General features: G+C 42.0%; 17 protein-coding genes. 9 read left to right on the top strand and 8 right to left on the bottom strand.

Annotated features, from left to right (window positions below; all coding sequences use genetic code 11):
- Window positions 1–103 precede the first annotated feature (103 nt).
- The gene (locus tag V7L31_RS26060) at window positions 104–403 is read right to left on the bottom strand and encodes an ArsR/SmtB family transcription factor (protein WP_334698952.1); all 300 of its coding nucleotides are present in this window, start codon (window positions 401–403) and stop codon (window positions 104–106) included.
- 319 nt (window positions 404–722) lie between these two features.
- Between V7L31_RS26060 and V7L31_RS26055 the strand changes: the two genes are divergently transcribed.
- From V7L31_RS26055 to V7L31_RS26045, 3 genes are all read left to right on the top strand, one after another.
- Window positions 723–1,571, top strand: a complete 849-nt coding sequence (locus V7L31_RS26055; RefSeq protein ID WP_179064832.1) for a CmcJ/NvfI family oxidoreductase — start codon at window positions 723–725, stop codon at window positions 1,569–1,571.
- 300 nt (window positions 1,572–1,871) lie between these two features.
- On the top strand, window positions 1,872–2,009 hold the full coding sequence (locus V7L31_RS26050) for a hypothetical protein (protein WP_334698951.1): 138 nt from the start codon (window positions 1,872–1,874) through the stop codon (window positions 2,007–2,009).
- Window positions 1,990–2,952, top strand: a complete 963-nt coding sequence (locus V7L31_RS26045) for a TauD/TfdA dioxygenase family protein (RefSeq protein WP_334698950.1) — start codon at window positions 1,990–1,992, stop codon at window positions 2,950–2,952. Before V7L31_RS26050 ends, V7L31_RS26045 begins: the two co-directional genes overlap by 20 nt.
- A gap of 142 nt (window positions 2,953–3,094) precedes the next feature.
- Here V7L31_RS26045 and V7L31_RS26040 read toward each other — a convergent pair whose 3' ends face one another.
- Window positions 3,095–3,646, bottom strand: a complete 552-nt coding sequence (locus tag V7L31_RS26040) for a DUF2231 domain-containing protein (protein ID WP_334698949.1) — start codon at window positions 3,644–3,646, stop codon at window positions 3,095–3,097.
- Between the two features lie 1,078 nt (window positions 3,647–4,724).
- Between V7L31_RS26040 and V7L31_RS26035 the strand changes: the two genes are divergently transcribed.
- From V7L31_RS26035 to V7L31_RS26020, 4 genes are all read left to right on the top strand, one after another.
- Window positions 4,725–5,291, top strand: a complete 567-nt coding sequence (locus V7L31_RS26035) for an HD domain-containing protein (RefSeq protein WP_334698948.1) — start codon at window positions 4,725–4,727, stop codon at window positions 5,289–5,291.
- Between the two features lie 424 nt (window positions 5,292–5,715).
- Window positions 5,716–6,171 (top strand): hypothetical protein, encoded by a 456-nt coding sequence (locus tag V7L31_RS26030; protein WP_334698947.1) that lies wholly within the window; start codon window positions 5,716–5,718, stop codon window positions 6,169–6,171.
- 21 nt (window positions 6,172–6,192) lie between these two features.
- On the top strand, window positions 6,193–7,029 hold the full coding sequence (locus V7L31_RS26025) for a CheR family methyltransferase (RefSeq protein ID WP_334698959.1): 837 nt from the start codon (window positions 6,193–6,195) through the stop codon (window positions 7,027–7,029).
- 212 nt (window positions 7,030–7,241) lie between these two features.
- Window positions 7,242–8,021, top strand: a complete 780-nt coding sequence (locus V7L31_RS26020) for a hypothetical protein (protein WP_334698946.1) — start codon at window positions 7,242–7,244, stop codon at window positions 8,019–8,021.
- A 177-nt stretch (window positions 8,022–8,198) separates the two neighbouring features.
- Here the strand turns inward: V7L31_RS26020 and truB are convergent, their stop codons facing one another.
- Window positions 8,199–9,083: a tRNA pseudouridine(55) synthase TruB gene (truB, locus tag V7L31_RS26015; RefSeq protein WP_334698945.1), complete on the bottom strand. Its 885-nt coding sequence runs from the start codon at window positions 9,081–9,083 to the stop codon at window positions 8,199–8,201.
- A 387-nt stretch (window positions 9,084–9,470) separates the two neighbouring features.
- Between truB and V7L31_RS26010 the strand changes: the two genes are divergently transcribed.
- Window positions 9,471–9,986: a hypothetical protein gene (locus V7L31_RS26010; RefSeq protein WP_334698944.1), complete on the top strand. Its 516-nt coding sequence runs from the start codon at window positions 9,471–9,473 to the stop codon at window positions 9,984–9,986.
- A gap of 29 nt (window positions 9,987–10,015) precedes the next feature.
- On the opposite strand, the gene V7L31_RS26005 is transcribed toward V7L31_RS26010, so the two are convergent.
- The 3 genes from V7L31_RS26005 to V7L31_RS25995 form a co-directional block, all read right to left on the bottom strand.
- Window positions 10,016–11,821 carry an ATP-binding protein gene (locus tag V7L31_RS26005; protein WP_334698943.1) on the bottom strand — a complete coding sequence of 602 codons (1,806 nt, stop codon included), beginning with the start codon at window positions 11,819–11,821 and terminating at the stop codon, window positions 10,016–10,018.
- A gap of 271 nt (window positions 11,822–12,092) precedes the next feature.
- The gene (locus tag V7L31_RS26000) at window positions 12,093–12,566 is read right to left on the bottom strand and encodes a response regulator (protein ID WP_334698942.1); all 474 of its coding nucleotides are present in this window, start codon (window positions 12,564–12,566) and stop codon (window positions 12,093–12,095) included.
- 52 nt (window positions 12,567–12,618) lie between these two features.
- Window positions 12,619–14,985, bottom strand: a complete 2,367-nt coding sequence (locus V7L31_RS25995) for an ATP-binding protein (protein ID WP_334698941.1) — start codon at window positions 14,983–14,985, stop codon at window positions 12,619–12,621.
- 219 nt (window positions 14,986–15,204) lie between these two features.
- Between V7L31_RS25995 and V7L31_RS25990 the strand changes: the two genes are divergently transcribed.
- Window positions 15,205–15,789: an Npun_F5749 family FMN-dependent PPOX-type flavoprotein gene (locus V7L31_RS25990; RefSeq protein WP_334698940.1), complete on the top strand. Its 585-nt coding sequence runs from the start codon at window positions 15,205–15,207 to the stop codon at window positions 15,787–15,789.
- A 330-nt stretch (window positions 15,790–16,119) separates the two neighbouring features.
- On the opposite strand, the gene cysE is transcribed toward V7L31_RS25990, so the two are convergent.
- Window positions 16,120–16,884: a serine O-acetyltransferase gene (cysE, locus tag V7L31_RS25985; protein WP_334698939.1), complete on the bottom strand. Its 765-nt coding sequence runs from the start codon at window positions 16,882–16,884 to the stop codon at window positions 16,120–16,122.
- 142 nt (window positions 16,885–17,026) lie between these two features.
- A complete protein-coding gene (locus tag V7L31_RS25980) occupies window positions 17,027–17,515 on the bottom strand; it encodes a hypothetical protein (RefSeq protein WP_334698938.1) in 489 nt (162 codons plus the stop codon).
- Window positions 17,516–17,803 lie beyond the last annotated feature (288 nt).

Here is a 17,803-nt window from a genome sequence, read left to right as displayed (position 1 = left end):
CGTCAGTCATAGGGTAGATAGCAATTATTTCGTTAATCATTTTCCTCTGCAAGCCATTCTCAGCAGGGGATTTTACTCTATCTACTGTTCCCATGTTCCATAACTAGCAACTTGGGTTAATAAAACTGTTTAAACTCTCTAAAGTAGTATTAAGAACAGCACGATCGAGTGAGTAGTATCTTGTTTGCCCTTTTTTATAGTTCTTCGCCAAACCTGCTTCCGTCAAAACTTTCAAGTGGTGACAAGAAAGAGACAAGCTAATTTCCAACTGCTCGGCAATTTCTGAACAGCTAATTTCGTCAGTACTCAAGAGTAAATCTACTAATCGCAGGCGTGTTGGATCTGAAAGAGCCGTGAAGATTTTCGCACGGTTTTCGTAATTTCTTTTCTCAATCATCCCCATATCATAGCAAGCTCCGGCATTTTACTCAAATACTCAAACAATCATTTGACCATTTTGTCAAAATTCTGTTATGCTGAATACTATAATGGTTAAATAAGTATTTAACTATAATTATCTAGTACTGAAGATTCCTGACGAGATCGACGTTAACAAATATCAACTGCTACTTTGAGTGCGATGACAACATAGCTGAGGCGTGTTGTAAGTTTGCTGACGCCGTTAGATGTAATTACGAGCAATTACTGAGTATTGAGCGTTAATTACAGTCCAACTTTACAGGATCTTATCTGTCTGAACTTCTTGAACAAGGATGTAAGCAATGAGTAGAGACAATCGTTTTTTCTCTGACCTGAAACACGTTGAGGCAGAACTGAACTACCTCACCCCGATGGCAGAAAAGCTTGTCAACTATGCCTATGAACCCCCAGCAGGGGTTCCCCGCTCCAACGGAAAGTATGAGACACACAAAGTTCCAATCCGTAATGCACGGGAAATTTCAGATAAAGTATCCTTAGAGCGCCAAGGCTTTGACTTTACCGCACATAAAAGTAAAGTCAGTGATTTCTATGATGAAGATGAGATTCGCAGCGTCTACTATCCTGAAGCCAAGCAATTATTGAAAGAGTTGATAGGTGCAACGGAAGTACTGATATTCGATCACACTCTTCGTAACGCTGAAATTTCGCAGCCAGGCGAGAACGAAATTAGGGAACCAGTCAAGCGTGTGCATAATGACTTTACAGCCAAATCTGGCTATACTCGCGCTCGCAAGGTATTGACAGAGCAGGGAATAGATAACATCGATCAAGCGCTGCAAAAAAGGTTTGCACTGATTAACATTTGGCGACCGATCGCACCAGTCCAGGAGTCACCATTGGCAGTGTGCGACGCTCTGAGTATCGCACCTACAGACCTAGTAGCGGGCGATCTCTTGTATCCCAACTACGCTGGTGAAACTTACTCAATCACCTATAACCCATCACACCAATGGTTTTATTTCCCGCAGATGCAGGAAGACGAAGCGCTATTTATTAAGTGCTTTGACTCCGCAGAAGATGGACGGGCTAGGTTTGCCGGTCATACTGGCTTTGATGATCCCACTAGCCCATCGGATGCTCCACCTCGTCAGAGTATTGAGTTAAGGACGGTAGTTTTCTACCCCGAATAGATTCAATGACTAAGAGGCAGGGGAGCAGGGGGCGGGGGGCAGAGGAGAAAGATTCTGGAATTCCCCTGCCATAAGGGTTTCAAGACCCTAAATTTATTTATGGGGTTCTCCCCTCTGCCCCCTTTCCTCTCCCTTAACCCCAACGGTCAATATTTTAACTGCGCTTAAGTCTTTATCCTCATTGTTACTGCACACAGGATAGACATAAGCGCGGTTTTTTGGTTACTTCTGAGGCTCTGGTTGTTCTGACTGTGTAAAATACAGTAAATAAATACTACGGTAAATCTATCGAGATGGTGTATGATGTTTTCAGTTGCGATCGCTTCCTATGGAATTTTGCTATCAAGTGCAAGAAAAATTCCACAAGAAAAGGATAAATGCGAACACCACTCTATAAATCAAACCCTGGAGAATCTATATGGGCTACAAACATATTGAAGTCAAACAAGTAGCTGGTTTCATCGGTGCTGAAATCGGTAACGTAGACCTTTCCCGTCCTTTGAATGACGATCAAGTAAAAGAAATTCGTAAAGCACTATTAAAGTGGAAAGTCGTATTTTTTCGGGGACAGAACATCGATCATGCTGCCCAAGTTGAATTCACATCCCGTTTCGGCGAAGTGACTTTCGCGCATCCACTCGGAGAGCCTGAACCAGTTCCAGGATTTCCGCAACTCAAACCTGTAGACCGTAAGCTGTATGAAAAGCAGTATGGTTTTCGCACTGGAGGCCCTTGGCACACAGACGTAACAGCGGCAATCAACCCGCCAGCAGCGTCAATTTTACGCGCGGTTAATGTTCCTAGTTTTGGTGGTGATACTCAGTGGAGCAATTTGGTTGCAGCTTATGAGGGTTTGTCAGCACCTCTACGGGCGCTAGCAGACACATTGAAAGCTGAACATCGCTTCAATGGGGGCGGGTATCAGCCCAGTAACAACAAGTTCTCCGAACGGATCGCTGTCAATCCACTAGTTTCCATCCACCCAGTAGTCAGGGTTCATCCTGAAACTGGTGAGCGGGCGTTGTTCGTTAACCCTGGTTTCGTCTCCCACATTGTTGACGTGTCACCACAAGAAAGCAAGCTGCTGCTTGAGTTGTTCTTCAACCAAGTTACCAAGCCTGCTTACACCACCCGCTTTCGTTGGAACAACGGTGATATTGCCTTCTGGGACAACCGCGCCACCGTGCATTTAGCACCTCAAGATTTGGATCATTTGGATGTTGAGCGTTTGTTATATCGCACCACTATTACTGGTGATGTTCCAGTTGGGGTTGATGGTTTCCGCTCAGAAGTGGTTCAAGGTGAAGCGTTCAGTTCCGAAGTACCAACCGTCTTCAAGCAAAAAGCCCAGAATCTAGAAGCACAACCAGTACTTTCCTAAGCTACAAAATACTAAATTGGGCTGCCTGTATCTGACGCAGCCTGGTATTAGGGACTTCCCATAAAAAAATAATCAAGCTTTATTTCAGAACCTTTGTAGAGATGTAGCAGTGCTACGTCTCTACATTCTTTTTCATAGATGTTTATGGATATCTTCTGCTACCTGCACCCACTACACCGATTTTGTGGCGATAAGAGAGTTCAGCACCGAACCAACCAGAAATACTAGTCAGCGTACCGACAACAATCGAGAGTAACAGTCCCCAAGGTAGTATTCGGGATTCAGCGTCACCCAAGCGTATGAGAAAGTTGACGAGTGATAAAAGTAATAAAGAAACGTTAAGTATCAAATGTGCCCAACCGGCGGTGCGCTTGCGGACTCGCTCAATTTTAAAAAAGTCGCTAAGACCGATCGCAGCAGCGAGTAAACCTCCAGCTAATCCGAGTCCAATTAACCATAACGAAGCTCTAGCCCAGAAGAAATCACCAGTTAACCAGTAGCCAATGTCACTTCCCAAGGCGGCGGCTAAAAAGGCTATGGGGAAGATCACACTCAGGGGATGTAAAGGATGTCCAGCGATCGCAACTGTGCTAGGTACACCGCTATCAAGATACTCACTATCGTTACTTTCAATAACTGGTGGAATATTTGGGAAAGGTGTTGAATTTGTTGGCGTTGTTTCTGTAGTTTCCATTATTAGTATCCTAAATTTATTAGATCAGAAGGAATCCAACACTGTCCGATTAAGGTAAGAGACGCGGTGAATCGCCGTCAAGACAAAAGATTATTGTAGAGACGGCGATTTATCGCGTCTTTGTGTTTCATCAAAAAATCTTAACCGAACCATATTGAGCAAGAATCTATTCAAATCAGCTTCAGGTTGCAAGCTTAGTTTACCTACTTCTTCTATATTTTGCTTTTCTGCCGTTTTATTCAGGAATTGCTCTTTTATTATCAGTGTTATCTGGCCTTATTAATTTAATAAAATATCATCAGATTTTTATCTATCTAGCGATGTAATACAGTTTTAAATTGTGTCTATCTAAAAGTATAATGAGAACAATTTATCAAAACAGAATTCAGGAGTCAGGAGTCAGAATTCAGCATAAATTCTGTACGACTGGCGGATGAATAACCGGGTTTAAGACCCCCACCAAATTTTCAATTTGGTGGTCTTCAATTCCTGCACGGTCTGAATCCCCGACTGATAGCGCCGGCGGCAAGCGAGTCTTGTCTACGACACGCTACACGAGCGTCTTGATTCTGACTCCTGTTAGCGAATAGCTAAGGTTTAGCCCATTCTGACTTCTGAATTTTTCTTCAATTTAATTGCTAGAAAGTGCGTATATAGACAGGCGTAGACATTGCTTTTACAATCATTTTTTCAAAGACAACATCAACCCAGGTACAAAATCTTCACGGCTTAATATTGCTGTAGCTGGAACAGTTTGTTATAAAATTGACACAAACCCTTTATTTGGTGTAGTTATCCTGAATTCTGGAGGCGGAGCCTCTTTGCCTCTGTTGCTTGATATTTAACTCCTTTTATAAGAAGAATTCAGAACTCAGGAGTCAGAATTCAGTATGAATTCTGTACGAGTGGGTGATAGCGCCGGCGGCAAGCGAGTGTTTTCGAGTCGCGTCTGAATATTGGTTAAAACCTCGCCCCTAGTGGGCGAAAAAATTAAAATATTCTCACCTTAAAACTCTATCCCTTTATGGGTAGAGTATTCTGAATTCTGTATTCTGTATTCTGACTCCTGTTTTATACAATGCTCTCAGAACGTTTTACCGCAGCCCTCATCTACGCCACCCAACTGCACGCCAACCAAGTTCGTAAAGGTTCAGGTGTACCCTACGTTGCCCATTTATTAGGTGTCGCTAGTATTGCTTTAGAATACGGAGCAAATGAAGATGAAGCGATCGCAGCTCTCTTACACGATGCGATCGAAGATCAAGGAGGCGACGCAACACGAGAAGAAATTCGCCGTCGCTTTGGTGACAATGTAACAGCAATTGTAGATGGTTGTACTGATGCTGATACAACTCCCAAACCCCCTTGGCGACAGCGCAAGGAAGCATACATCGCTCATATTTCTACTGCTTCTCCATCAGTTCTGCTCGTGTCATCAGCAGATAAACTTTACAACGCCCAATCCATTCTCAAAGATTATCGTGTTTTGGGCGATTCGCTCTGGGAACGTTTTCAGGGGCAAAAAGAAGGGACTCTTTGGTATTATCGGGCGCTTGTGGATGCCTTCAGAAAGACTAAAACCACTATAATCATTGAGGAATTAGAACGGGTAGTTGCACAAGTTGAACTATTAGCATCTCAATAAAAACATTTATCGAACAGAATTCAGTAGTCAGGAGTCAGAATGGGCTAAACCTTAGCTATTCGCTAACAGAATTAATTTTGACCGAAAAAACGCATATCGTAGCGGTAGCGAGTATTCGAGCGTCTTGATTCTGACTCCTGAATTCTGACTTCTGAATTCTTCTTCAATTACCCAGAATTAGCAAAAAGATTCGTAGTGAACTAGACAAATAGCCTTTTTACAGACACGATATAGTCATGCCTCTCACGAATAAAGTTTGGCTTTTGGGTTCTCTCTCTCGATAAAAAATCTTTCTCTCGGTAGATAGGTGTACTGACATTATTATGACTGCTATGTTACCAATATGACGATAGTAAGACAAAACACCCTAAATCCAAGCGTAAGTCCTTCAGTAAGTCCTCCAGAAAACTTGTCAGAAAAGTATATGGAAGCAGAGCGTATGCATGATGTTCTGCTTTTACTGCAAAACTTGATTAACAGTGAAGAAGCCACTGTAAAATTAATTCTGGATTGTCTTTATGATGTTGGTTCAGTGAATCTGATCAATCAAAAGCTTCGCTTGAAACCCTTAAACAGGGTGATGAAATTAATTGCCCGAATGTCAAAACCAGTTTTTAAAGTCATAGCTTTTAATTGGTTTAAAAAGAACTGTCCCCAATTGATTACTAATTGGCTACAGACGCAGGTTGCTTTTGAAAAGCCTCAAAATAAACCCGAACAAGTAGCGATCGAAGTTGTGCAACTAGAACCTTATGCCATACCACAGACAGAAAATCTCAGCCAAGAGATTCAAAATCTGCGCTTTCAGATTAGATGGCTAGCTGGGATTTCAATAACAGCGATCGCTATTTTAGTAGTAACAGCCATTCGGTTAAACTGAAACCTGTGAATTATGAATATTATGCCTCTGCCCAAACCGATCTTGGAGGACATAGAAATACATCTGCTTTTGGAAGGGGTATATCAGTACTATGGTTATGACTTTCGTAATTATGCTCTTTCCTCACTCAAGCGCCGCATTCAGAGCTTCATGCAATTAGAGGGGTTAGCAAATGTTTCTGCATTACAAGAGCGATTACTCCACAACCGTGCCTATCTGGAACGATTTTTGCTTGCTCTGACGGTGAATGTCACATCAATGTTTCGCGATCCCAGCTTTTATAATACCTTCAGAAATCAAGTTATCCCCTTCTTACAAACCTATCCATTTATTCGCATCTGGCACGCTGGATGCTCAACCGGTGAAGAAGTATACTCAATGGCAATTTTACTGCAAGAAGAAGGACTTTACCACCGTTGCCGCATATATGCCACTGATACGAATGAGAAGGTATTACAAAATGCTAAAAGTGGAATTTTCTCGCTGAAATTAATGCAGGAATACACTCACCTTTATCTGAAAGCAGGTGGAAAAAAGTCTTTTTCAGAATATTATACCGCAGCTTATGATAACGCGATTTTCCGAGCATCCCTAAGAGAAAACATTGTTTTTGCCCAGCATAATTTAGCAACTGACAGTTCTTTTAATGAGTTTAATGTCATTCTTTGTCGTAACGTCCTCATCTATTTTAATCAAAAACTTCAAAAACGAGTACATGAACTGTTTTATAATAGCCTTTGCACCTTTGGTATCTTGGGTTTAGGAAGACAAGAATCTATCAGATTCACCTCTTATGAGCAGTACTATGAAGAGATCATCAAAGGTGAAAAAATATATAAGAAAATTGCAGGTGCTTGAAGAGAATTATCTGGGTAGGAAACTGAATTATGAATTACGAGTTATTGTAAAATAATTAATCCCCTATGCCCAAAGCATAAAAAAAGCATTATGAATAAAATTGTGCTACTTGTCAAAAGACAGTCTGTCAAACATTTTTTATTGTATTCAGAAGATAGATTTAGACATCACTTAAGGTAAATTACACATTAAAGTCTTAAAGGAGATTGTCGATGCAGCTTCTCGAATGTCCTCCTGTTGCAGTCATTGCTGGAGAAAATGCGGTTCACGTTTCTCAACTACCTTCTATATGGCAAGACATTGCTAGAGGAACCACGAGTGTCGGACTTTCCCAACCCCAAAGCTATGTTGAGATGGCACAGCTATTTTTGTATAAATTAAAACATGGTGATGTAGACTTATTTAGCGATCGCCCCCAACTAGCTCACTTAATACCGTCATTCTCCCAGCTATTTGCACAACTGGCATGGGAAACTCTAGAGTTTTTTGGGCAAGACTTTCTCAAACACAGCTATCCGAACTTTGCAGAAATTCTCCGCGATCTGGAGTCAAAAGGGACAGAGTATGCTGATGAAGTAAAAGTAGCTCACATTGGCATAGATTTGTTCAATGAATTTGGTTATGAACTACCTGCCAGCTTCTATCATGTGCATTTAGCACCTATTTACCGCGATCACGTTTTTGAAGAACGTGCCTTACGATTTGATCAACGCGATATCGAACACAAACGCGCTTGGGATGCCATACTCCATGCAGGTAAGGTATTTGCTATCCAAATGAAGGTGCAAAGTATTGCTTCTAAATACGGTTTTACCTATCAGCATGGCTGCGGTTGCAACTCTCATCTATCTTCCATTGATGTATCTCGTGGGGCGTTTGAATATGAATTGAGTCCCGAAAAGCGCCAGCGATGGATTCGCAGTTTCATTTGGACTGCTTGGTATGAGTATGCTTTCTTTGCGATCGTACCAAATACAAGTTATTTGGTTTAGAAACTGACAAATCAAAAAATATTCAATTAATTCTTGTGGGGTGGGCAACATGAGCGCCCAGTTGATATGGCTCTCGTGTCGCCCACCCCACAATATTGGATTGATCTATTTCTTGGAGTTTCCTTAACAAGAAAGAATTCAGGAGTCAGAAGTCAGAATTGAATTCTGAATTCTTCTTCAAGAAATTGGCTCAAAAACCATTTGAGGAATTAACACCTCATCTTGTAATTGTCCAACACCTAAAAAGCGAGTCTCTTCTTCATAAACTCGCACTATCCCAGTAATATCAGAATTTCGAGAAACTCGCTGACCTTGACACCATTTTTGAGCAGATGTTGTTGGTAAAGTCACAGACAACAAATGTTGTAAAGCTGCATCAGAAGCGAGAGGTTGAAATGTCCCGCCTTGGAGTTTAGTTTCTAAGTCAGTCAAAGTGAGACTATCTGTTAAATCGAAACCACTACTTTGGGTGCGAATCAAAGCTGCAAGAGTGCCACCAGTTTTTAAGATTGCACCTAAGTCACGAGCGATCGCTCTAATATATGTACCAGATCCACAGGCGATCGCCACATCCAATTCGGGAAAATCCCCTTCCCTCCAATCCAAAATTTCTATGTGAAAAATTTCCACAGTCCGCACTGGAACTTCCACTATTTCACCTTTACGCGCTAAATCGTAGAGACGTTTACCATCCACTTGAATTGCACTGTAATTCGGTGGTATTTGCTCAATCTTGCCTTCAAATTGCGCTAGTGCAGTTTTCACCTCAGCCAAACTCAATTCAGGACAAGCTTGAGAATTAATGATTTCACCTTCTAAATCATCGGTTGTAGTCCGCACACCCAGGCGAATCGTAGCCTTGTAAGCTTTGTTTTCTGGGAGATATTGCAATAATCGTGTGGCTTTACCAAGTGCGATCGGTAAAACCCCTGTTGCTGCTGGATCTAAGGTTCCCGCATGTCCTACACGCTTGAGGCGCAATAATTTTCGCACCCGCGCCACGCAGTCGTGGGAAGTCCAGCCAAATGGTTTGTTTAAGTTGAGAAAACCTTGAAATAACACAAAATCAATACTTACAGCTTCTAAACTCTATTAAATACTCATTTAATGCTCAAAGCATTAATATTTAGTAATCAAGGCTTATTTCGGCATTATTTTATACAAATTTACCAGCATTAAGATATTCCCTAAGCAGAGATGCGATGAATCGCCGTCTTTGTGATGATTTATCGGATCTTCACGATCTATAATTTTCATTAAAAAACCTTAACCGAACCGTATTGAGATTACGCCGAGTATTTTCCGCAAATATCACGATGTCAATTATAACTTCCAAGATATAAAACTGTAATAATCAACAAACATCACAGAAAACTTAATGAAAGTTTTCATTGTAAATCAGATAATTTACCCATAGCGCTTTTAACAAAACAAAATCGATAAAGTTTTATGAACATAAATGAAATGAAAAAAACAATCTTTACGACTACATTATTTTTTTGTTCTATGTTGATTATGAGTTGTAGTAACTCTGGCAATAGTGCTTCTCAACAGAAGCAAGTTAATCAAGCAAATACTGCAACAGCTATCCAAGTTAATTCTGAATCTATTTCTGTAAATCAAGTAAAACTAGATAACAGCAAAAATAGCAAAAAGCCGATTAATTCAGCATCTCTTAAAGATAATCAATCCAAAGAGACTGAAAACGATAACCCAATTTTTGGTACTATCAAAGATATGCAAAATGGAGACTTAAAATGCTACGTTACTGTTGTCGATGAGAATGGTAAACTATACGAAGGTGTCGGTGCAGTCTTTGAAGTTTGCGAACCCGATAAATACGTTAACAAAAAAGTAAAAATGTATTATTCTTTAGAAAATGTCAGTGATTGCCAAAGTTCCGAGCCTTGTGGAAAAACAATCGAAGAATGGTTGATTAACAAGATAGAAATTCAAGATGAATAATTACAAGATAAATTTTAAAATTATACATATCAAGTAGATAATGGGGATAGTTGAGGTATTGGGCATATCTTCGGTAAGCTAACTGTAACTTGAGTTCCTTTCCCCACTTCACTCCACAAGGCAATATTGCCGCCATGCAACTCGACACAACCTTTAGCGATCGCAAGCCCTAAACCTGTACCAGGAATTGTGTCAACATTACTTCCACGACTGAAAGATTGAAACAAATTCTCTTGATCTGTCACTGGGATACCAATTCCCCGATCTTTGATGTAAAAGATTACTTCTGATTCTTTGCCAATCAGATGAAATTCTACAGTACCTCCATTTGGAGAGTACTTAATCGCATTGGACATTAAATTAATAAAAATTTGCTGCAAAAGTCCGCGATCGCCCCAAAATTCCTGATGATTACCAGTAATTTGAAAAATTAGTTCGTGGTGATCGCCTGCTGTTTCTCGCTCTTGTTCTATAAGGTCAGAAAAAAATTGTAGTAAATCTAATGGGATTGGTTTAAACTTGGGTTTTTCCAGTTCAAATTGGTTAACCAGAAGCATATTATCCACGAGTTTGGACATATACCTGGCTTTCTGTTCAATGATTCCCAAGAACCGCTCTTGTTTAGATTCATCCAATTGCTGGCTATGTTTTACCAAAGTTGATGCAGCAGCCAAAATTGAAGTTAGGGGCGTTCGATACTCATGGGAAACCGTTGCAATGATTTGGGATTTAAATACATTGAGTTGCTTTTCTTTGGCAAGGGCCGCTTGAGTTTGGGCTAACAATTCCGCCTGCTGAATTGCGATCGCTAATTGTACCGAAACTTCATTGAGCATTTCTGCATCATCAGTTTGCCATTGTCGTTCCCCAGAATTCTGGTGAGCAATCAACAAACCCCAAAGCTTAGGGCTTGGGTTCCCATTGTTACTCAGATTAATGGGAACCACCAAATTTGCCTTGGTATTAAATTGCTCTTTTAAGCTGACACAATTACACAAGCCAAGCTCATAAATGTAAGGGATTGGGGATTGGGTATTGGGCAGAAGAGGCAGAGGGGCGGAGGGGCAGAGGGGCAGAGGGGAAAGACCTACTGCAACTTCTCCCCTGCTCCTCTGCTCCCGTGCTCCCGTGCTCCCGTGCTCCCGTGCTCCCGTGCTCCCGTGCTCCCGTGCTCCCGTGCTCCCGTGCTCCCCTACTTTTTCCCAATCCCCAACGCGATCGCACAATGCCACAGTGCGGTATGACTCAACTGATGAGGCGACTATTTTACCATCTGTATCTGGAGCGAACTGATACACCATGACGCGATCGCACTTCAGAAGTTCTTGTACCTCGGACACAGCTGTATTTAAAATTTGCTCTAGGTTAAGAGACTGACGAATTCGTAAAGCAGTCGTCGCAATTAGGCGTTGTCTCTCCTGAGTTTTCTGGAGTTGGGCTTGCAAGCACGATTGCTTAATGGCATTGCGGACTGCTAGTTGCAGCACATCCTGTGTCAGGTGTTGCTTGACTAAATAATCCAAAGCACCCCGTTTCATCACTTGTACAGCAACCTCTTCATCGCCGCGCCCTGTCAACATAATCACAGGGACAGAAGTCTTAAATATCTCCTGCTGTATCTGATCGAAGAGTTCTAACCCGCTCATATCAGGTAGGCAAAAATCCAGCAAAATCACATCGCAGCGTACTTTTCGGCACAAAGCAAGTCCTTCCTCTGCACAGTCTGCCTCTAAAATCTCATAGGACTGGTGCGGATCTTTCAAAAGATACCGACGATAGATTTTTCGATCTGCTGCACAATCATCAATGATGAGTAGCGTCCGTATGTCCAACATAAGGTTATGAGGATCGGGGAGCTATGTAGATCCCTTTTATCCAGATTGTGTTTTTATTGCATAATTCTAAAAATAATATAAAATAAATATGAATAAAATCTAAATTCTTTAGGAATTCTAAAGCAATTAAACAAGGTAGGCAAAACAGGAAGATGGGGAAAACGCATCTACCAGAGACAAGCAGACACAGTGACTCAAAGAGGAAAATGTCGCTGTGCCCTCTGAGCTGTCCCTTTAGTTCCTACTGTTTCATCGACAGAAAATAAACAAATTAATCCAACAGTGGCGGCGTATTGGCTTCAAGCCAGTAATCCACAAATGCCTGAATTGTCTTTTTTAGTTCCTGAGCATCCATCGGCTTTACCAGATATCCATTTGCGCCCTTTTGGTAGCACAATTCAATATCCTTGGGGTTAGATGATGTGGTAAAAACAACGATGGGGATTCCCTTGAAACTCTTGTCTTGCTTAAGCCGATCTAAAATGTCACGCCCATCAATACCTGGCAAATTGAGATCGAGCAAGATCACAGAGGGTCGTAATGCTATTTTAGGGTTGGGTGGACTTTCATCTTTAGCGTAGGTATCCTTCCCCAGTTGATAGAGGAACTCTAAAACCTCATCTCCATTAGTACAACGGTGTATGGGGTTCTGGACGGACATACGCCGCATTAGACGTTGCAGCATCCGAAAATCTTCATTGCTGTCCTCAACAACGAGCAGCGGTTCATGAAGTTTTTTTGTCATTCGCGATCTTAAAAGAGCTTAACAAAAATACATATTTAGTCATTATCTTAAACTATTCCAGCGTAAAGTAGAACATTGAGCCAACGCCAAGGGTAGATTCAACCCATATTTTACCGTTATGAAGCTCAACAATCTTCTTAACAATAGCTAGTCCTGCACCGGCTCCTCCACCGTATTTTTCTTGGGAATGGAGCCGCTTAAATAATCTAAAGATAGTTTCTAGATGATGCTGTGGAATTCCAATGCCGTTATCGCGGATATAAAAAGTGATTGGGGATTGGTGATTGGGGATTGGGGATTGGGGATTGGGGATTGGAGATTGGGGATTGGGAATTGGGGATTGGGAATTGGGGATTGGGTCAAGAAAACTCTTCCCTAGTCCCCAGTCCCTAGTCGCTAGTCCCTCATCTAAGTAGCCAATCTCAACCCATTGGTCTGCTTTATCGTTGTATTTGAAGGCATTACCAAGCAGATTACTAAAGACTTCATTAACGAGAACTCGATCGCACAAAATAGTTGGTAAAGGGCGAGGAATGCGAATATCCACAAGCCCAGAATCTTGACGACTAGCACGAAAAACCTCAATCACTTGGGTGAGTAATTCGTTGAGGTTAGTTGCTTGCAAGCGTAGTTGTGCTTGTCCTAACTGCGATAACCGCAGTAAAGCATTAATCAGAGTTTCCATGCGTACAGACAAGGATACTACTGTTTGCAAGCACTCGATTCCGTCATCATCTAATACTTGACTATAGTCTTCTAGAAGCACTGTTGAGAAGTTATAAATGCCCCGCAAAGGTTCCTTGAGGTCATGGGAAGCGGCGTAGGCAAAGGATGCTAGTTCTTGGTTGCTGCGCTCTAACTCTAGGTTGATTTTAGCTAATTCATCCGCTTTCGAGAGTACAATACCAACGATCGCATTTCTCAGAGCGATCGCACTGTCAAGTTCACAAGCTTTCCAAGGTAGAGAAGTTAATCTAACTGTTTCTTGCCATTGTTCAAAGGATTTTCGTGGAGATAGGCTAAGGCTACCATCTGCTTGGGTTTGAATAGATTCCTGGGGATTTCCTGCCCAGTGTACCGTTTGGATAACTTCAGGGCGAAACCAAAGGATGTAATAGCGCCGGACTTTAGAAATTCGCAGCAGCAACAGCCCACTGGCAGTATCTTTAAATCTCAGGGCTCCTGGGTAAAGCTTGGGTAGAGAATCAGTAGAAAACAGGTTGTCACTAACTTGGGTATCCGCCCATTCAATTAACACCCGAACTTCATCAATATTCGGTGTTGCTTCCACAAGGGTAATTTCATTATCCAAACAAACTGCTGCTCCTGAAGCACTAACAAGATCGAGCAAGCGGATTTCAGGTTTAATTAGGGCATCGATAAAATTGTCTGCTTGGGAAATGGACTCAAGGAACTCAGACTGTAGCGATTTGAGCTTTACCTTATAATCCCATTCCGAATAACTAATTTTGTGCGTTAATTCTGAAGACACAATCTGTCCCAAAAATTCGCACATCTTGCGGATTTCGTAAGAAATATACTTTGGTGTTTGATGGTGGCAAGATATTAATCCCCAAAGCTTCTGCTCTTGAATCAGTGAAATCACCAAAAGAGCCTTCACGCCCATATTTTGATGATATTCTGCACAACACCAATCAAAACTTCGTAGCACAGAGTAGCTTAAGTCTAGATCCTGATGTGTCGTCGGATTTTCTGTTGGAACTAATTTAATCGGTTCGGCAGTCAAATCGGGGAGAAATCGGAGAAAGCAGCGCGTGTATAACTCCCTAGCTTGCGCCGGAATATCTGTAGCGGGATAGTGGAGTCCTAAATACGGTGATAAATCTTCGCGTTTGACTTCTGCAACCACAGAACCCGCTTCCGACTCGTCAAATTGATAGACCATCACCCGATCAAAACCGATGATTTTTTGAACTTCTTCAGCCACCAAATGCAAAAATTCTACCAGATTAGATGTGCTTTGCATTTTAGCGATCGCTTCACCTGCGAAACTATAAAAGCCCAAGAAACTCAACTCAGATTCGGAATTGGTCGGTTCTAACTCCAGAATCACAGTTTCTTCTAGACGATGAACAATAGCATCAAAGTATTTTCCCCCATTTAAGGTATTTATTAATGCTTTAAAAGCATTAGAACTGCCAATTTTTTTCCCCAAGCACTCCTTGACAATTTCCACTTGCCGAGCTTCAAACAAATCGCTCAAAGGTTGACCAAGCAAATCTTCTGGCTCTTTGCCTAAATATGCTTGGGTATTGTTGCTAACTTGCAATATCTCTAGCTGAGTACTGAGTGCCAGTAGTACGCCATGAGGTTGAATAGAGCCAGGTATGTGAATAGGTTTGCGATCGTGGTTAGTCAGGGCTGTTGCTTGGGCTGTAGTATATTCAGGCTGGCTCATAACTGAACTTATGTAAAGCTGACTTTTACAATAGCGCAATTAAATGTGACATTTCTTTAAAGTATATGCCCAGAAGGATGAATGCGATCGCATATCAATCTTGCTAGTTATGGTTTTTAAGTACTATGACTGACAAAAACTCCCTAAAATAAGGCAACAGACGCAAACCTGGAAACCCAGATTTAATCTGACTTTCTTAATTACCAATTACCAATTAGTATGCCTCTTGCTCCTTGGCGAAGCGCGATCGCTCATGCACTCCATCGCAATCGCAGCCTTGTTTATGCCCGTTACCTCCAACTAGCAACGGTACAGGCAAACGGTCGCCCTGCTAATCGTACCCTAGTCTTTCGCGGCTTTCTGGAAGATACAAACCAACTAAAATTTATCACTGATATCCGTAGCGCTAAAGCGGACCAGATACACAAACAACCTTGGGCAGAAGTTTGCTGGTACTTCCCCAATACACGAGAACAATTCCGCATCACTGGTTGTTTGACCCTAGTAAGTGGTGATGATTCTGATCAGGTTTTACAGCTAGCGCGGATTGCAATGTGGCAAGAATTGAGTGATGCAGCGCGTTTACAGTTTGCTTGGCCTCATCCTGGTAAACCCAGAGTCGAAACCCCAGAAGCTTTTGCACCACCAGCACCCGAACCTATACAGCCAGTACCTAATTTTTGTCTCTTGCTACTCGAACCGGTAGAGGTAGATCACTTAGAATTGCGCGGCGAACCACAAAATCGGTGGCTTTACCGCCGTGACGACCAGCAAGATTGGTCTAGTCAAACGATTAATCCTTGAATAAGTAACCACACAAAATCAATTACAGTCATTGCGAACGAAGCGAAGCAATCCCAGCCCTTGCGATTGCTTAATTTCGCTCCGCTGCATTCGCAATGACATTGTGTAATTAATTTTGTTTAACTGCTTATTGTCAATTAAGAGTCAATATAGTTCAGAATGAGCAACAAAACAATTGTAGAGACGGCGATTTATCGCGTCTCGAAAACCCAAAATTGTTACCAGTAGTCCTTAACCCAAGCGTATTGAATTAAGAGTAGGAGTTTGAAGGTGCAAACCTGACATTTATGATTTTTATTCCTCACTCCTCACTCTTAACTTCTCACTTTTTTAAATGCCAGCACCATCTAGAAATTGCTGGATGGTCTTATCCTTGAGATTGCACCAGCGAGTATCGTGGGTTAACTCATCTTCTTGAGTGACTAAATGACCCACTAAAACAGGAGTTTTTTCAGAAGACTGTGTGCGCTGAAGAGTTTGTATTTGTTCTTCCAGCGCCTCAATCCGGTCTACTAAAGCACGAATGACTTCAGCTTCGGAATCTGGTAAGTTATTGTGTTCCAGAGGTGCAACCCGAACTCCAGAACGATATATAATCCGTCCAGGTACGCCCACTACAGTACAGTCTGAGGGTACATCCCTGAGAACAACAGATCCAGCACCAATACGGACGTTATTGCCAATTTGAATATTGCCCAGTACCTTCGCTCCAGCACCAACTACAACATTTTCGCCCACAGTGGGATGGCGCTTGCCACATTCTTTACCAGTCCCCCCCAGGGTGACACCTTGGTAAATTAGGGCATAGTCTCCAACGATCGCAGTTTCACCAATGACTACACCCATACCGTGGTCAATAAACACACTTTGCCCAATTGCTGCACCAGGGTGGATTTCAATTCCAGTCAAAAACCGAGCCAGGTGAGAAATCAGGCGCGGAATCAAGGGAAGACCAATAATATACAGCCAGTGAGCCAGCCTATGGAATAGCAGGGCTTGCAAACCAGGGTAACAAAATAAAACTTCCAACCAGTTACGAGCAGCTGGGTCACGTTCAAATATGATACGAAAGTCAGCACGCAGTATAGATAGCACGAGATAGCACCCTCGGAAAGCACAACAAGCTACTATCCCATATTATCCTCTCAGGTGTTACACGTAAAAATTGGGAATCGGGCATTGGGAATCGGGCATGAATTTTTCCCAACACCTAACTCCCTACTCCCTACTCCCATAACTACTGCTCTACTTTCAGAGTGTAATCGCGCTTGACTCCAGGATTAAATGTACCTACCCAAATCCGATAAGTGCCACTTTTCCAGTTGCGATCGCTAACGCTAGCATCTTTACTTTTGCCAGTATCATCGCCACAACGAATTGTAGTTTGATCTGGGCCTTGAATCAGTAAGGTGGTGTCGTTGTTGTTGCTATCTACTTGAATTGTCAGCTGAGAAAAGTCCTTTTCCAAAACCATAATGTGATCTGGATTGGGATCGGCAAAGCCAATACAGGCTTTTTGATCGCGATCGCGGTTACTGATAGCAGACAATGAGTAAGAACCACCCGTAAACCCCTGCACTGTTCCTTGTGCTGGATGAAAGTTTGTTGATAAATTGAAAGTGCCAAAATTCGCTGTCTCTGCTATTGCAGGGGTAGCTGTGATGGCGGTAAGTATAGCTACCAACCAGCCACCGTTAAACTGAAGTCGGGGGCGACAGTATTTCATAGTAGCCCTCCAACAGGCTTTTAAAGTAGTAATGATATATACATATTCTAGTGAAAAGTTTCCAGTGAAATTTCAGTTGGATGTGCCACATTCAAATGTGCCACAATTAATGAATTTGAGAGTAGGCAGATAATTGCTAGGTTGTATCTTGATCTGAACAGCAGTTACACTTCTCCAAGTGATGATTTTAGATATTATAGCGGTTCTCAGTTGGGTGCAATATAGTAACAGCAGTGAGTGAACCAGCCAATAATGTCTTTTTTAGTTACTGCATTGAGAGCATTTGTA

The organism is Nostoc sp. (assembly GCF_036916655.1).
In the GTDB taxonomy this organism is placed as follows: Bacteria; Cyanobacteriota; Cyanobacteriia; order Cyanobacteriales; family Nostocaceae; genus Nostoc.
Note: the sequence above shows the minus strand (reverse complement) of the source record. Positions and strands in the feature narration are given on the sequence as shown.

Bases quoted from the DNA above. Each gene is read 5' to 3' on its own strand.
- V7L31_RS26060 (WP_334698952.1), bottom strand. From the start codon at position 403: ATGGGGATGATTGAGAAAAGAAATTACGAAAACCGTGCGAAAATCTTC.
- V7L31_RS26055 (WP_179064832.1), top strand. From the start codon at position 723: ATGAGTAGAGACAATCGTTTTTTCTCTGACCTGAAACACGTTGAGGCA.
- V7L31_RS26050 (WP_334698951.1), top strand. From the start codon at position 1,872: ATGATGTTTTCAGTTGCGATCGCTTCCTATGGAATTTTGCTATCAAGT.
- V7L31_RS26045 (WP_334698950.1), top strand. From the start codon at position 1,990: ATGGGCTACAAACATATTGAAGTCAAACAAGTAGCTGGTTTCATCGGT.
- V7L31_RS26040 (WP_334698949.1), bottom strand. From the start codon at position 3,646: ATGGAAACTACAGAAACAACGCCAACAAATTCAACACCTTTCCCAAAT.
- V7L31_RS26035 (WP_334698948.1), top strand. From the start codon at position 4,725: ATGCTCTCAGAACGTTTTACCGCAGCCCTCATCTACGCCACCCAACTG.
- V7L31_RS26030 (WP_334698947.1), top strand. From the start codon at position 5,716: ATGGAAGCAGAGCGTATGCATGATGTTCTGCTTTTACTGCAAAACTTG.
- V7L31_RS26025 (WP_334698959.1), top strand. From the start codon at position 6,193: ATGCCTCTGCCCAAACCGATCTTGGAGGACATAGAAATACATCTGCTT.
- V7L31_RS26020 (WP_334698946.1), top strand. From the start codon at position 7,242: ATGCAGCTTCTCGAATGTCCTCCTGTTGCAGTCATTGCTGGAGAAAAT.
- V7L31_RS26010 (WP_334698944.1), top strand. From the start codon at position 9,471: ATGAACATAAATGAAATGAAAAAAACAATCTTTACGACTACATTATTT.
- V7L31_RS26005 (WP_334698943.1), bottom strand. From the start codon at position 11,821: ATGTTGGACATACGGACGCTACTCATCATTGATGATTGTGCAGCAGAT.
- V7L31_RS26000 (WP_334698942.1), bottom strand. From the start codon at position 12,566: ATGACAAAAAAACTTCATGAACCGCTGCTCGTTGTTGAGGACAGCAAT.
- V7L31_RS25995 (WP_334698941.1), bottom strand. From the start codon at position 14,985: ATGAGCCAGCCTGAATATACTACAGCCCAAGCAACAGCCCTGACTAAC.
- V7L31_RS25990 (WP_334698940.1), top strand. From the start codon at position 15,205: ATGCCTCTTGCTCCTTGGCGAAGCGCGATCGCTCATGCACTCCATCGC.
- V7L31_RS25980 (WP_334698938.1), bottom strand. From the start codon at position 17,515: ATGAAATACTGTCGCCCCCGACTTCAGTTTAACGGTGGCTGGTTGGTA.